Raw genomic sequence first — 16,950 nt, forward strand, 5'->3', positions numbered from 1 at the left:
TCCTTCCTATGCCATTGCATTTCCGGCAGAAGTCTTTTTACCGGATACTTCATTTGCCGATAACTGTGACTGACAGATCTCCTGATATACCTCACAGGACTGTAACAATTCTTCGTGGGTTCCGATACCTGCAACCTGTCCATCATCTAATACGATGATCTGATCGGCTCCCATGATCGTTGATGCACGCTGGGAAACGATAAATACGGTCATACCCTTTGTCTGCTCTTTGATCGCACGACGAAGGGCTGCGTCTGTTGCAAAGTCAAGTGCCGATGCACTGTCATCCATGATCAGGATCTCAGGCTTTCTTACAACTGCTCTTGCGATCGTAAGACGCTGCTTCTGTCCACCGGATAAGTTCTTGCCACCCTGTGTGATCTTAAAGTTCATGCCATCTGTTTTCTGATCAACGAATTCTTTTGCCTGTGCGATCGTAAGTGCCTCATTGATCTCTTCTTCCGTTGCATCATTTTTACCCCAGCGGATATTCTCGGCGATCGTTCCCTGGAACAGAACTGCCTTCTGCGGAACCACACCTACCTTCATTCGAAGGGAGCGGAGATCATAGTCCTTTACATCCACACCATCGATCTTAACCGCACCACCGGTGGCATCATAGAATCTCGGGATCAGGTTGACCAGAGAACTCTTACCGGAACCGGTACCACCGATAATACCGATTGTTTCTCCTGCTTTTGCCGTAAAGGATATACCGGTCAGTGAATCTTCCGATGCTTTACCATACCGTAAGGCTACGTTGTCAAATACCACCTTAGGAACACCCTGTCCGGATGCCTTCTGTGCTTCTGGCGAAGCAGAGCCTTTTTCGTCATCTGTAATTGACGGCTTTGTATCAAATACAACATTGATTCTCTTTGCACATGCGATCGACTTTGTGATGTTAATGATCAGATTGGCAAGCTTTACAAGCTCAACTAAGATCTGTGACATGTAGTTGATCAATGCAACAACCTTACCCTGTGACAGGATACCGATATCGGTCTGTCCGGCTGCGATCCAGATGATCGCAACGGTTGCAAGATTGATGATCACATATGTGACAGGATTTAAGAATGCCGAGATTCTTCCGACATACAACTGAATATCCATCAGATCATCGGTCGATTTATCGAATTCATCAACCTCTTTCTGCTGTCTGTTAAATGCCCGGATCACACGGGCACCTTCCAGATTCTCTCGGGTCAGCAGCATGACCTTATCCAGTCTTGCCTGTACCTTCTTAAATAATGGAATGCTGACAAGCATAATTCCGAATACAACGATCGATAATGCCGGTATCGTAACCACAAAGGTCATAGCAGATTTAACATCGATCGTAAATGACATGATCATCGCACCGAATACGATAAACGGAGAACGTAAGAACAAACGGAGCACCAGATTGACACCTGTCTGGATCTGGTTGATATCACTGGTCATTCGAGTAAGCAGTGTCGATGTTCCGATCGTATCGATCTCATTATAAGAAAGACTTGTGATATGACGGAACAGATCACTTCGAAGTGCCGTTCCGAATCCGGTCGCTGCTTTTGCGGAAAAATACTGTGCTGTCAGTGAACAGCTCAGTCCAATGATACCAAGTGCGATCATAACGAGACACATCCGAAGAACATACCCCATGTCCTGATTCTTAATACCGGTATCGATAATATGTGCCATTACGATCGGGATCAGCAGTTCGAAACAGGCTTCCAGCATTTTAAATAATGGTGCCAGAACCGATTCTTTTTTATAATCCCGTAAATATCTTAATATTCCCTTCATTCTACTCTCCTACTCTTGTTGTAAAATGTATATGCTCTCTGCATTTGTTTTTAACATACCATATGCCAGGCGTGCTGCCAAACGGCTTTCTGCCGTCCTGCTGCCTGCCTGGCATACATATATGGTAGAATCTCCACAACCTCTTACATAAAATTGCATATGGATTCTGTGAAAATTCTTTCATGCACAAATGGCATGAACGATATAATTATTCCTCATCCGGAAGATTTGCATTGTGATATACGGCCTGTACATCATCATCTTCATCTAAGAGATCCAGAATTCTTGTAAACTTCTTTACAACCTCAGGATCTGTCAGATCTACATAGTTCTGTGGGATCATGGTAAGCTCTGCTTCTGCCATCTTGATTCCCTCTTTTTCAAGAGCCTCTCTGACTGCTGAGAAATCATCCGGTGTTGTGATGATCTCAAAGCTGTCTTCCTCTTCACTAAAATCCTCAGCTCCGGCATCCAGTGCCATCATCATAAGATCATCTGCATCCAGATCACATTCTTCTTTATCGATAATGATCTGTCCTTTATTATCAAACATATAAGATACACAACCGGTCGTTCCTACGTTTCCGCCGCCCTTTGTAAAGGCGTTTCTTACATTTGCTGCCGTTCTGTTCTTATTATCTGTAAGAGTATCCACGATGATCGCTGTACCGTTCGGACCATATCCTTCGTATGTATTAGCAACATAATTTACGGAGTTTGCATCACCTGCTGCTCTGTCGATACCACGCTTGATCGTATCGTTTGGCATATTGTTTGCCTTTGCCTTTGCGATTACATCACGAAGCTTACTGTTGTTATCAGGGTTTGCACCACCTTCTTTTACAGCGATTGCAATTTCCTTACCGATAATGGTAAAGATCTTACCCTTTGCAGCATCGTTCTTTTCTTTCTTATGTTTAATATTTGCAAATTTTGAATGTCCTGACATTTTTTTTACTCCTTAACTCTGTGATTCTATCTTTTGAATATCCATTTTCGGATATCGGTTTCTTTTTTGAAGCTTTATAAGCCCAACTGATTTATAATATCATACCTGATTTTCATTTTCAACCTTGGTTATCCGCACCTTATCGATCATCTTATCCTTGATCCCAATGGTCTCAAAATTATATCCCTTATATGTAATATCTATTTTTTCGTTCTCATAAGGGAGCCTTCCCAGTTCATACAGCATAAACCCGTTCAGTGTCTGAAAATCCTCATCCGGAAACTCAATTCCCAGATGTTCTGACAATTCATCCAGTTCTGCTCTGCCGCCCACGATATATCCATGACCCGCAAGTGCAATATCATCGTCATCATCGTCGTATTCATCAAAAATATTGCCGACAATTTCTTCCAGAATATCTTCCATCGCTATGATGCCTTCTGTCTGACCATACTCATCCACCACAATAACCATATGGATTTTCTCTTTCTGCATCCGTTTGAATAATTCCGATATATTCTTTGTCGGATGCACAAATGTCGGCTCAACCATGATCTGTTCGATCGTCTGGTTCTTATCCTGCAGATACGCTTTTACGAAATCCTTAAAATAAAGGATTCCGACTATATTGTCCAGATCATCATCAAACACCGGATATCTGGAATAATTATTCTCCAGCATGATCTTGATCGTTTCATCCATTGTGGTATGTTTGTCGATTCCAACTACATCGGAACGCGGAGTCATAACATCCCGGACTTCTTTCTCACTGAATTCAAAAATATTTGTGATCATCTCTACTTCGTCATCATGAATGAGTCCCTGTTCATTGCCCTCATTGACCATGGAAATAATCTCTTCCTCAACTTTTTCTTCATCAGCTTTTCTGTTATTAAATAATTTCATATACCAGACAGTCTCTGTCTACAAATCACCTCTCCTGTTCGTTTCATTCTGCATTCATAATTAATTCCACACGAATGCAAATATAATGGAAATATATCATTAATTCCAACATTCGTCAATTTTTTCATATGAGAATCTGTATAATCCGTATTCGTATGGAAATCTGTATAACTGTATGATTATACAATGTCTGCAATTTTCATGTCACAAAGATCAATATAGATCCAGACTGATCTTTAACGCAATATCTACCTTTTTCAGAATGTCATCTCCCATATGGCATACTTTTTCTTTTAATCTCTGTTTATCGATCGTACGCACCTGTTCCAACAGAACAACCGAATCCTTTGCCAGATCATACCGGCTGGAATCAATCTCAACATGTGTAGGCAGCTTCGCCTTGTTCATCTTGCTGGTGATCGCTGCACAGATCACAGTAGAACTGTGTTTATTTCCCGCTTCATTTTGTATGATAAGTACCGGTCTGACTCCTCCCTGTTCCGAACCAACGACAGGCCGTAAATCAGCATAAAATATATCGCCTCTTCTGATTACCAATTCTTTTCACTCCATTTATTTATTAATATCTTCTGTTGTGAAAAGTATTTCCAATTCTATTCTATGATATTCAGTTCCGACGTAGATAATTCACTTCCCCGACTTCTTTTCCATCCCTAATATAGACTCTTGGTACACGTCTTCCGATATTACAGATCAGTTCATAGTTGAAGCTGTTTGCTGGTTCCGCAACTTCTTCCACCGTGATCTCTTTATCTCCGCATTTTCCGATCAGAACAACTGTATCACCGACTGACGTCTCCGGTATATCACTTACATCGATCATAAACTGATCCATACAGACACGTCCGGTGATCGGTGCATACTTACCATGAATGATCACACGCCCGATATTGGACTGTGCTCTTGGATATCCGTCAGCATAACCGGCAGACACGGTTGCTATTCTCATATCATGCGGTGCGACAAATGTCCATCCATAGCCGATACCTGTTCCTGCTTTCACATCCTTCACATGAACTACCTTGGCAAGTAGTTCCATTGCCGGCTTAAGTGCCGCGATCGAATGATCGACTTCATCCGATGGATATAGTCCGTATGTTACGATACCGGATCTTACCATATCAAAGCCTTCATTATCCATCTCCATGATTCCTGCGCTGTTTGATATATGCTTTACAGGAATCGATATACCCCGTTCTTCTAATCTGCGGATCACAGACCGGAATAACGCAAGCTGTCCATTTGCAGCTGTTTTATCGTATTCGTCCGCCTTTGAATAATGTGTAAATATTCCCTCGATCTCAATTCCCGGCATATGCGCGATCTCCACGATATCATTGATACCTGCATCATCACACTGAAAGCCGATCCGGCTCATACCGGTATCCATCTTGATATGGATCTTTGCTTTTGATCCTTTCTTTACCGCATCATCTGAGAGAATGGCACATTCAGCTTTATCATACATCGCAGGTCTTACATCGTATGTGATCAGTTCATCATACTCTGATGGGTCTGTATATCCAAGTATCAACAACGGCTTCTCACATCCTGCATGACGTAGCTCTACCGCCTCATCAATACAGGCAACCGCATAAAAGTCTGCCAGATCAGAAAGGGCTCTTGAAACCTCTACTGCTCCGTGGCCATAGGCATCTGCCTTGATCACGGCAAGCATCTTCATACTCTCCGGCACACATGCCTTCATCATTTTTATATTTTCTCTGATATTATCCAGATTGATATCTGCTTCTATTCTTCTATATTTATTCATTTGTCTGCGCCTCTGCCTATTATATTTTATACATAAGAACTCATGATCGGACCGATCTCATCGATCAGACTGCCGGCGGTTATAGCCGCCTTTCCATACCGTTTCTTTGCACGATCCCCTGCAAGCCCGTGTATATACACCCCAAGTCTTGCTGCCTCTGTCGGAGATATTCCACCGGCAGATAGCCCTGCAATCATTCCGGCAAGAACATCCCCTGAACCTGCTGTTGCCATACCATCATTTCCCGAAGTGTTCATGTAAGTATGCACGCCTCCGTCACTGACACAGGTTCTTGCATCTTTTAATACACACACGAGTGTTTCTGCTTCCGCAAATGTCCTGCACTCACGAACCGGTGCTTCTTTTAATTCAGTCACTGTCTTTCCTGTCAGTCTGGACATTTCTTTTACATGAGGGGTGATAACAAGTGCTATATTCCCTGTCTGTCTGCTGATTTCCCCTGCTGCAAGCAGCTCCTTATGTGCTGACAAAAGATTAAGTCCATCTGCATCAACAACGATCGTTCCTTTGAAATTCTCCAGCACTGTCTTAAGCATACATTCCGCTTCTTTTCCGGTTCCGATACCCGGTCCGATCAGAATGATATCTGCCCATGCACATGCATTCTCCGCACAGATAACTGCTGTTTTCTCATCCTGATATGTCATCATCAATGCTTCCGGCAGATATCCCCCGACAATCACTCTGTTATCCTTATGGGTATATACCTTTACCATACCACTTCCAACCCGGTAGGCTGCTGATGCCGCAAGACAGGCCGCTCCCGATATCTCCCGACTGCCGGCTATGACTGCAACTTTTCCAAAGGTTCCTTTATTTCCATCCGGTCTTCGTTTATTCAGCCGGTTCAGATCCCCTTCATTATATGTAAATATCTCCGGCATCACCATATCAACTGCCTTATCCGGAAATCCGATATCTTTTACAAGGATCTCTCCACAATATCCATGTCCCGGATAAACGGTCATACCGACCTTCATTAACCCCATTGTTACTGTAAGATCCGCCTTTACTGCAACATTCATTACCCGTCCGGTCGTAGCCGATATACCGGATGGGATATCTACTGCTACCACATATGCCGGCATATCATTGATATGATCAATGACCTCTTTATGGATTCCTTCTATGTCACGCTTTAATCCAACTCCAAAGATTGCATCTACGATTACATCATATTCTCCATTCGGGAAATCCTCTGTAATCTTAATCCCAAGCTGTCCAAGTATACTCTCCTGAACCTTATAACTCTCTGTTGCTCTGCTAACCTGTCCGATACAGTACACATCTACCAGATATCCTTTTTCCGCCAGCATCCTTGCTACAGCCAGACCGTCCCCTCCATTATTGCCGCGTTCTGTTACAACAAGGATCCTGGTATATGCTGTCCGTCCGGTATCATGTTCTCCTGTTTTTATCCGTGAAAATCTTTTTTCTATTTCTTCTGTTACAGCAAGTGCTGCACGTTCCATCAACACCAGACCGGGAATTCCAATCTGTTCAATGGAGATCTGATCGATCTTCTGCATTTCCTCTCCGGTTGCCAGGAATCTCATATCTGTCTCCTTCCATGTTATGATTTTTATATCCATTAACTGATGCAGATATTATTTCTACATAACAGCTTATTGCACAAATGCCATGGCAATATCGCCATGGCATCCGTACATATACATATCTGTCCGCATCTCTGCTATTTATCTTTTCTTTAAAAATTCCGGTATTCTGATACTGTCATTTGACTGTACAGTCGGTCTTGCCGGTTTTGGAGACGGAGCTACATGCGGCTCAACCGGAGCGGCTGTTCTTGTTGTATTTGGAACTACCGGCTTTGCTGTCTGTGATGCTGCTCCTGCATCTGACAGGAAAGTAGGACGGATGGAAGATGATCCACCAAGTGCCTGTCCACCATAAGTAGGTGTTGTCTTTCTTGCTTCTCCAAATGATGTTGTATTAACTGTATCAAGCTTTGGAGCTGCAGTTCCTGCGAATCTGCTGACAGGTGTAGTTGTCTCTGCTTTCTCAAGGCCTGTAGCAATGATCGTGATGCTGATCTCCTCACCCATGTTATCATTGTCAACTGTACCGAAGATGATATTTACACCATCACCGGCCTGTTCAGTCAGGTAAGTAACTGCATCGTATGCTTCCACGATACCAATATTTCCTGAGAAGTTTACAATAATATCGGTTGCACCGGATACTGTTGTCTCCAGTAATGGTGAATCCATAGCTTCCTTGATCGCATCAACAGCCTTGTTCTCACCGCTTGCGGAACCGATACCGATATGTGCAATACCCTTGTCTCTCATAACAGTCTGGATGTCTGCAAAGTCGAGGTTGATAAGACCCGGTTTATTGATCAGGTCTGTTACACCCTGAACACCCTGCTGAAGAACCTGGTCTGCTTTCTTTAAAGCATCCGGAATACTGGTTCTCTTATCACAGATCTGTAATAACTTATCATTTGGAATAACGATCAGTGTATCAACATTCTCTTTTAATCTTGCAATTCCTTCCATCGCATTCTTCATACGAGGCTTTCCTTCAAAACCAAATGGCTTTGTTACAACACCAACTGTCAGGATACCAAGATTCCTTGCCATCTCCGCAACAACAGGTGCTGCACCGGTTCCGGTACCACCACCCATACCACATGTTACGAATACCATGTTGGCATCTTTGATAATATCTGCTATCTCTTCTCTATTCTCTTCAACTGCACTGGCACCGATCTCAGGCTTTGCACCTGCACCAAGTCCCTTTGTCAGCTTCTCACCAATCTGAATCTTTGTTGTAGCTCTGCTTAATGAAAGTGCCTGTTTATCCGTGTTGATCGCTATCAGCTCCACACCTTCTACATTTTCATCAATCATTCTGTTTACTGCATTGTTACCAGCGCCACCTACTCCTATTACCAGTATTCTAGCTGGTGTTCTCTCATCGTTAGACTTTATTTCGAGCAAGGTTGTTTCCTCCTTCTATATATTTCTTTATAATTCCTGTACAGCTCCCTCCCCCGGTTGTCTTCATTCTGTAAGCAAGTCACAGGCTGCAGATCTAGCACCCGCAACCCAAAGTACAGGGAGTGTACATCTATATAATCGCATTAATATCTTAATAATACGATTTTTTCATAAATAACGCAACAACTTTTTGTTTTAAATTTTACTTATTTTCCTTAAATATAGCGTTTCCACTGCTTGCCGAATAATCCGACAGATCCAGGGTTCCACTTTTCCCTTCCAGTTTGGAAAGAATGCTTTCCAGATTCATAAGCTTGTCCTCCAGCCCGGATCCGCTTCCAAGCTCTATTTTGATCTTGTCCTTATACAAGATGATCTCATTGTCATTATTAAACCGGATCTCATCGATCAACAGCTTGTTCTTATCGATCAACTGTGTCATCGTCAAGATCTCCTGAAACATATCCTCGTCCGTTACAGGGAGTTTTTCACCCACAACGATACGGTCAAATTTCAATCCCTGAATACACGGAACATCCTCCAGCTTTTCGGAAGACGTTTCAAGCACGCGGCCATCATTATCAAAATAAATATACTGATCCATATAGCTCACACAACCAGCCATGGACTTCTCATATACTGTGATCGTTATGGTATGTCTTCCAATCACTTCGATCTGAAATTTATCAATAAAGGTTACATCCTCTACCGGATGCATTCTGTTGTCCAGATAGAAAAACAGGGTATTATCCGCTTTTTTCCCTTTTGTTACAATATCTATGATCTCATCCTCTGTATAATGCACATTGCCGGACACCTGTATCTTGGTCAGACTGTAGCATTTCAGGATATAGACATAGGCACTAAGGCATATAAGCAGCAGCGCACCAAGAATGATCAACAGAATCTTACCTGCCTTTCTTCCCTTTTTCTTTTCAGTTTCGCTCTCTGTTCTCCTATTCTGCATCTTTTATATCTTCCTATCCATTTTATCTTCCCGGCTTCATCTGTCTGGCAACAGCAAGCACCAGTCCCATCTCAAGAAGCATGAAACATATCGAGCTCCCACCATAACTGATAAATGGAAGCGGTACACCGGTCGGTGGTATCGTATTTGTTACAACACTGATATTGATCAATACCTGAACAGCAACATGTGCCATAACACCGGTTGCGATCAGACCTCCAAACCGTTCACCGGAATTGATTGCGATCAGTGCGCATCTGTATATCAGGACCACAAACATTGCGATTACAAGTGCCGCACCAAATAAACCAAGTTCTTCACAGATAACGGAAAAAATCATGTCATTATGGGACTCTGGTATAAATCCCATCTTCTGGATACTGTTCCCAATGCCTCTTCCAAAAAAGCCTCCGGATCCGATCGCATAAAGGGACTGCATCGTCTGGTATCCATCATCGTATTTTTCCGGTGCAAGCCAGATACGGATACGATCTGCACGATAGCCTGCTGTTGCAATAAATATCACGCACATCAGGATTCCGATCAGCCCCATCAGCACAAACGGCCATTTTTTCGGACTGGCGACAAATACAATGATCACAACAATGCCAAAGCATATGATCGCGGTACTTAAGTTCTCGATCGCGATCAGTATGATCGTTACAAACGGAAGCAGAAGCATCTTCGCCAGACCCTTCAGTGTATTCAGGCTTCTGGGTTTTCTGGTACAGATATCTGCGGTATATACGATCAGCGCAAGCTTTGCAAATTCCGACGGCTGGAATCCAAATGCACCAATATAGATCCATCTGGTCGATCCATGGCTCGCACTTCCTATAATGTAGACCAGCACTAAAAGTGCCATTGCCACATACAGAAAATATTTGGAATATCTTGCATATCTGCGATAATCGATCTTCGATACCAGAAACATTCCAAACAGTGCAACAAGTTCAAAAACAAGCTGTCGTTTTGCAAAATATGTACTGTCACCATACAGTTCATCTGCCCGGTAGGAACTGGTGCTGTAAACCATGACCAGTCCAAACAGAACAAGCCCCAGTACAATGCCAAGCAGCGGATAGTCAAAGTAACGTCCGCTGTACCATAACGGCTTTCTTCTGCTATCTATCTCATTTGTATCTGTGTTCCTGTTTCTGTCATTCAAATATTTCACTCCTTAAAATCGCGGACATATTCTTTGAACATTCTTCCTCTTTGCTCGTAATTATCAAACATTCCCCAGCTTGCACATGCTGGAGAAAGAAGAACTGCTTCTCCATCCTTTGCATTCTCATGACAATATTTTACCGCTCCTAACAGATCGTCTTCAAATACAATATTATGGAATCCGTGTTTCTTGGCAGTCTCTGCGATCTTCTTCGCCGTCTGACCGATCAGAACCAAACATCTGACTTTTCCGTCAAATGCATCGATCCATTCATCATAGGTAGAGCCTTTATCATAGCCTCCACCGATCAGATAAGTCGGTTTTACCATTGCCTGAATTCCCTTGATGGCTGCATCCGGATTGGTTCCCTTGGAATCATTGTAATAATCCACACCAGCCACTGTCTTTACATACTCTATTCTATGCTCTACGGCTTTAAAACTGACTGCAACATCACGAATGACATTGACCGGCACTCCCATATAATAAGAGATACCAACTGCAGCGAGCACATTTTCGACATTGTGGGAACCGAGCAGGATCAGATCCTTTAATGCAAGGACATCGATCTTCTCTCCATTTGCCTCGATCACAATGTGACCATCCTCTACATATACACCGCCTGCAGGCTTCTCCAGTCTGCTGAAATATACAACTCTTGGACGGATTCCCTCTGCCATTGCTCTTGTATGATCATCATCATAGTTTAATACAACCACATCATCTTCTGTCTGATTCTTTGTGATCGACTTCTTGACATTTCCATAATTTTCAAATGTATAATGACGGTTCAGATGATCCGGTGTCAGATTTAAGATTGCACTGACATTCGGATGGAAATCCACGATCGTCTCTAACTGGAAGCTGCTGATCTCTGCCACTGTTGCACTGTCATCATCGGTCGTATCACAAAGCTCGGTATATGGAATACCGATATTTCCAACTACAATCGTCTTCGGATTCCACGCCTTTACGATCTCGCCAACAAGTGCCGTCGTCGTTGTCTTGCCATTTGTTCCTGTGATTGCAGCGATCTTTCCTTTACCAAAATAATATGCAAGTTCAATCTCACTCCATACCGGAATGCCTGCTTTCTTTATATCCTCTACAAATGCAGAATCAACCGGAATACCCGGGCTTATAACCATAATGTCTGTCTGCTTTAATACTTCATCCGTTAATTTTCCAAGCAGGATCGTAACAAGTTCTGACTGAGAGAGTTTCTCCATCAGATCATTTTTATCTCTTTTTTCATTTTCATCAAACAGCGTAACCTTTACGCCATGAGCGATCAGCAACTTTGCTGCACTGATTCCGCTCTTACCTGTACCAGCCACTAAAGCATTTTTAAAATTCATCTTCATATCCTCCGTATTAAACAGCCAGTAAACCTACAACACAAAGTACGGCTGTTACTATCGCAAATATTGATACAACCTTTGTCTCAGGCCATCCGGAAAGCTCAAAATGATGATGGATCGGTGCCATTTTGAACACTCGTTTTCCAGTCAGTTTGAATGAAACTACCTGGATGATAACCGATAATACTTCTATAAAATAAATGAATGCCACGATCAGAATAAATAATGGCATCTTCAGCATGTATGCGATCGATGCTACAAATCCGCCAAGTGCAAGAGAACCGGTGTCACCCATAAACACTCTTGCAGGGTATACATTATATACAAGGAATCCTAACAAGCTTCCCATCGCTGCACAGGAGATAGGTGCAAGACCGGATCCGGTTCCGATCGCAACAACTGTAAAGAATGTAGCGATCAATGCTGTTACGGAAGAAGCAAGGCCATCCAGACCATCTGTGAAGTTTGCACCATTTACTGTTCCAAGTACAACAAAGAATAACAAAACGATATAAACCCATTTATCAAGAACAACTGTCTTACCGACAAATGGAATAATGATCTCGTTGTTGATCTCGGTATATTTCTCAATATAATATGCAAAAACTGCTGTTACAACAAACTGTCCGAGCATCTTCTGCCATGCACGAAGTCCCAGGGAACGCTTCATAACGACTTTGATATAATCATCCAGAAATCCGATCAGACCAAAACCAAGTGTTACAAACAATACCGGAAGGATATCCGGATAATCCTTCATATAAAATAACGAGGTAATCACCAGACTCAACAGAATGATCAGTCCGCCCATTGTCGGTGTTCCTGATTTCTTCAGATGTGTTTCCGGTCCATCATCTCGTACAAACTGTCCAAATTTCAGTTTCTTTAAAAATGGGATCACGATCGGGCTTAACACCACGCTGATTCCAAACGCTATAAGTATCGGTAAAATAATTGAAAAATCCAAGTTCATTTCTTTGTACTCCTTACCCGTCATTTCATTTTGAAATGGCTATATTTTTCCTCACGTATGAGGTGATTTTCTTATTCCTCTTTTGGTATTCCCAGATATGGAAGGATATTGGAAAATACCTCCTGTATGACAGGGGCTGCTATCGTTCCTCCATAATATACTCCTGTCGGTTCATCGATCATAACAAATGCCATGACCTGCGGATCATTTGCCGGTGCAAATCCTAGGAAAGATGATATGTATTTTCCGGTTCCTCTCGGATACTTCTCACTGGTTGCTGTCTTGCCGCCAATCCGGTATCCCTCGATCTGCGCCTTGCTGCCTCCGCCTTCTGCCACAACAGACTCCAACAGATCACGCATTGTCGCCGATGTTTCACTACCGACCGCCCCTTGGGTGACCGGATATTGAAGCTCCGTCATAACCTGACTCTCCGCATCCACCACCTTCATACCGATATGTGGTGTGATCTTATTTCCACCATTTATAACGGTTGCTGCAGCAGTCACAAACTGGATCGGTGATATCTGAAAGGACTGTCCAAATGACATCGTTGCCAGTTCTACCGGTCCGATATCGGAAAGCTTATGCATAATGGAATTTGCCTCACCCGGAAGATCGATCCCGGTTTTCTGAAACAATCCAAGCTTCTGATAGGTCTGATAAAGATTCGTGGCTCCTGTCCGTTCTCCGATCGTCATAAATGCCGGATTGCAGGAATTCATCAGTGCATGCCGGAAGTCCTCCGAACCATGTCCTGTCGTCTTATGGCACCGGATCCTGCGATCCTCCACGATCTTATATCCCGGACAGTAAAAGGTATCCGATAAGGATACGGCTCCAGCCTCAAGGGCTGCTGTCGCTGTCACGATCTTAAAGGTCGATCCCGGTTCGTACGTATCACTGACTGTAAAATTACGCCACATATTGTTTAACGCATCCATCTTCTCACCGCCAGTCACACTCTCGTATCCAGCCAGATCCATGTTCAACTGAAATGGCTGGTTCAGATCATATTCCGGCACATCGACCATGGCATAGATCTCTCCATTCTGCGGATTCATAATGATCATTGCCACCCGTTTTGCCTGCTTCTCTTCCATAACGGAAAGAGCCGCCTGTGTTGCATATTTTTGTATTGTCAAGTCCAGTGAAAGTACCAGGTCATCTCCCGGTACAGGACTTACTCTCGTTTCTTTTACATTCGGCAGTTCGATTCCCTTTGCATCCGTTACTGTATGAATGCTTCCGTCCTCTCCTGCCAGGATCTCATTATACCAGACCTCAAGGCCAACGATTCCCTGATTGTCTGCTCCTGTAAAGCCAAGAACCTTGGATGCAAGGCTTCCATAAGGATAATACCTTTTATAGTCCTCGTCAACCTTAATTCCGGCAACATTTAATTCCCGGATCTGATCTCCGGTTTCCTTCGCAACGTTTGTTGCGATCAATTCACGGGATGATACCTTGGTTACTTTTTTGCGTATCTCCGCTTCTCCCTTATCCAGATATTCATTCAGAACCTGTATAACTGCTTCTTCATCCTCAATCTGGCTGTGGATGACCGATACGGAACAGACTGCTTTATTATCAGCCAGGATATTTCCATTTCTGTCGTATATCCTTCCTCTTGGTGCTTTGATGCTTCGTTCTCTTTCATGAAGCCCGGTTGCTGCACGATTATAATAATCCGCTTTTGCAACCATCAGATAAGCAAGTCTTCCCATCAGAAAAACCGCAGTCATTACGATCGCTATACATGTAAAATATATCTTTCTCCGATTATAACTATAAAGCTTCATTCTGCCCGCCGGATTTATTTATCCTTATATCTTATTACTTTTTCCGGACAAATATGCCTTTTCTGTCAGTCTGCCAGATATTCCCTTGTTTATTCATCCTGAACTTTGGCTTCTGTTGTTTCTTCGGAGGTTGTTTCTTCTGAAGTGCCATTTTCAGATACTGCTTCTGTTGTTCCCTCAGAGGTTACATTCTCTGAACCGGTATCTTCCGCTGTTGTATCTCCCTCTGCAGTGCTTCCTGCTTCTGTTGTTTCCTCGCCTGTTGAGTCTTCTACATTGCCTTCAAATGGAGAGCTGATCGGCTCATCTTTCCCATTATACGTTACATCTTCATCACTGCTCTGATATACATTCATATATGGGAGCAGATCTTCCATGATCGCATGGAATAACAGTGCTCCGGCACCGGATGTAGACTGACTTTCTACATTTGGTTCGTCAACTGCAACATACAGCATGATCTGTGGATTCTCTACCGGTGAGAAACCGATAAAGGATAATACATAATTGCCCTGATTTCTAGGAATCTTTTCTGCTGTACCTGTCTTACCGCCGATCGTATATCCATCAACGGCTGCTCTGGAACCGGTACCTTCTGTAACAACACCTGCCATATACTGCTTCATCAGATCTGAAGTTGTCTTTGAAATCGTCTTGCGGACAAGTTCCGGTTCATTATTCTCTATAATACTTCCATTTTCATCTAAAATCTGTCTGACGGTGTGAGGCGTATAATAATTTCCTCCATTGATCAGTGAACAGAACGCTGCTGCCATCTGGATCATTGTTACATTAATACCCTGTCCAAAGGATGAAGTTGCAAGCTCGACCGGATTCAGTCCTTCTTCATCATACACCAGACCGCTTCCCTCCCCGGAAAGATCAATTCCGGTCTGATTACCAAAATTAAATATATCCTGATATTTGGAAAATGTTTCTCTTCCTTCTGATTTTGCGATCTGCATCAAAGCGACATTACAGGACTGCTCTAGTGCCTGCTTTAATGTAAGCGTGCCATCACCACTTCGGTTATGACAATAGATCGGAGATGTTCCCTCTGCAACGATCTCATAGCCTTTACAGAAGAATGTATCGCCGTCTTTCACAACTCCGTCCTCAAGGGCTCCTGCAATCGTAAAAGGCTTAAATGTAGAACCTGGCTCCAAGATATCACTAATGCAATAATTTCTCCATACAGCATCTAATGCTTCATACGTCTGATCACTTGTCAGACCATCAATTGCTTTCTGGAATTCATCATCTGTCATAGATGAAAAATCATATTTGATCTTTTCCGGGTCTTTCTGTTCCTCGGTTGTTGCTTCTATCGTATCTTCAGAAGAACCTTTCTCGCTGCTGTCTTCTTCTGTTGATGGTTCTTCCGTACTTTCTGTAACGGTAACCTCCATATTACGAAGTGCATCCGTATTCATCGGTTCGTTCGGATCATATCCATAAGAGGTACTCATGCCAAGGATCTCTGCCGTATCCGGATCCATTGCGATAACACCGATCTTCTTTGCACCGGTCGTCTGCATATATTCTTTTATATTATCTTCAATGATCTTCTGGATATTCAGATCGATCGTAGACACTACAGTATAACCATTCTGTGCAGGTACTGTAACGGATTCTACGGTATTATCATTTGTCAGATATCCATATGTCTTTCCATTTACACCATTCAGGTAACTGTTATAATAGCCTTCGATTCCACCCTGTCCGACATTTCCGCTTACGGTATATCCAAGCAGGTGACAGGCAAGGCTGCCATTGGGATATTTTCTTTTGTATTCCTCCTCAAACCGTACACCAACGACATCTGCACCATCTCTTGTATCGCAATATTCCTGAAATGCTTTTACATCTGCATATTCAAGCCCTTTCATGGCTACCTTATAAAAGGAATCTGTGTTCTGCATACATTCATCGAACTTTGCATCTTCCATTCCAAAATATTTGATCAGCGCTGCCTTTGTTGCCTCTTTCCCCTTATCCGTACGCAGGATATTTTTGGGCTCCAAAATCAGATTGTACACTTTCTCACTGGTGGCAAGAATATTTCCATTTCGATCCACAATGTCTCCCCGTTCAAACGGAATATCCAGACTGTCGTAGGTCTTCTGATCCAGTACCTCTTCCTGATACTCCTGTCCTTTTGCAAGGCTGATATAGATCACACGTCCGATAAGCACAACAAAAAAGAGTAATGCGATACCAAATATTATAACCAGTCTCTGTTTCATTCTCC

The 16,950-nt window shown here is 42.9% G+C and carries 13 protein-coding genes; all 13 read right to left on the reverse strand.

Going from position 1 to position 16,950, the window contains the following annotated elements:
* Positions 1–6: 6 nt before the first annotated feature.
* On the reverse strand, positions 7–1,788 hold the full coding sequence (locus WKT03_RS07610) for an ABC transporter ATP-binding protein (protein ID WP_340391403.1): 1,782 nt from the start codon (positions 1,786–1,788) through the stop codon (positions 7–9).
* A 208-nt stretch (positions 1,789–1,996) separates the two neighbouring features.
* Positions 1,997–2,737, reverse strand: coding sequence for a YebC/PmpR family DNA-binding transcriptional regulator (locus WKT03_RS07615; protein ID WP_340391405.1), 741 nt, complete (start codon positions 2,735–2,737; stop codon positions 1,997–1,999).
* Positions 2,738–2,836: 99 nt separating this feature from the next.
* Positions 2,837–3,643, reverse strand: coding sequence for a hemolysin family protein (locus WKT03_RS07620; protein WP_119962735.1), 807 nt, complete (start codon positions 3,641–3,643; stop codon positions 2,837–2,839).
* A gap of 213 nt (positions 3,644–3,856) precedes the next feature.
* Positions 3,857–4,201 (reverse strand): type II toxin-antitoxin system PemK/MazF family toxin, encoded by a 345-nt coding sequence (locus WKT03_RS07625; protein ID WP_008402980.1) that lies wholly within the window; start codon positions 4,199–4,201, stop codon positions 3,857–3,859.
* A gap of 70 nt (positions 4,202–4,271) precedes the next feature.
* Positions 4,272–5,438, reverse strand: a complete 1,167-nt coding sequence (gene alr, locus WKT03_RS07630) for an alanine racemase (protein WP_117785477.1) — start codon at positions 5,436–5,438, stop codon at positions 4,272–4,274.
* 26 nt (positions 5,439–5,464) lie between these two features.
* Positions 5,465–7,015 (reverse strand): bifunctional ADP-dependent NAD(P)H-hydrate dehydratase/NAD(P)H-hydrate epimerase, encoded by a 1,551-nt coding sequence (locus WKT03_RS07635; RefSeq protein ID WP_021944486.1) that lies wholly within the window; start codon positions 7,013–7,015, stop codon positions 5,465–5,467.
* A 141-nt stretch (positions 7,016–7,156) separates the two neighbouring features.
* On the reverse strand, positions 7,157–8,425 hold the full coding sequence (ftsZ, locus tag WKT03_RS07640) for a cell division protein FtsZ (RefSeq protein WP_021944487.1): 1,269 nt from the start codon (positions 8,423–8,425) through the stop codon (positions 7,157–7,159).
* 202 nt (positions 8,426–8,627) lie between these two features.
* Positions 8,628–9,392: a cell division protein FtsQ/DivIB gene (locus WKT03_RS07645; RefSeq protein ID WP_021944488.1), complete on the reverse strand. Its 765-nt coding sequence runs from the start codon at positions 9,390–9,392 to the stop codon at positions 8,628–8,630.
* A gap of 22 nt (positions 9,393–9,414) precedes the next feature.
* A complete protein-coding gene (ftsW, locus tag WKT03_RS07650) occupies positions 9,415–10,560 on the reverse strand; it encodes a putative lipid II flippase FtsW (protein WP_021944489.1) in 1,146 nt (381 codons plus the stop codon).
* A gap of 5 nt (positions 10,561–10,565) precedes the next feature.
* Entirely contained in the window at positions 10,566–11,927 is a 1,362-nt protein-coding gene (murD, locus tag WKT03_RS07655) for a UDP-N-acetylmuramoyl-L-alanine--D-glutamate ligase (RefSeq protein WP_117785478.1), read from the reverse strand.
* Positions 11,928–11,937: 10 nt separating this feature from the next.
* On the reverse strand, positions 11,938–12,897 hold the full coding sequence (gene mraY / locus WKT03_RS07660) for a phospho-N-acetylmuramoyl-pentapeptide-transferase (RefSeq protein WP_021944491.1): 960 nt from the start codon (positions 12,895–12,897) through the stop codon (positions 11,938–11,940).
* Positions 12,898–12,968: 71 nt separating this feature from the next.
* A complete protein-coding gene (locus WKT03_RS07665) occupies positions 12,969–14,699 on the reverse strand; it encodes a peptidoglycan D,D-transpeptidase FtsI family protein (protein WP_340391409.1) in 1,731 nt (576 codons plus the stop codon).
* Positions 14,700–14,788: 89 nt separating this feature from the next.
* A complete protein-coding gene (locus WKT03_RS07670; protein WP_340391410.1) occupies positions 14,789–16,945 on the reverse strand; it encodes a peptidoglycan D,D-transpeptidase FtsI family protein in 2,157 nt (718 codons plus the stop codon).
* Positions 16,946–16,950: the final 5 nt, after the last annotated feature.

It is taken from the genome of Coprococcus sp. HCN-4056 (assembly GCF_037892645.1).
In the GTDB taxonomy this organism is placed as follows: domain Bacteria; phylum Bacillota; class Clostridia; order Lachnospirales; family Lachnospiraceae; genus Coprococcus; species Coprococcus ammoniilyticus.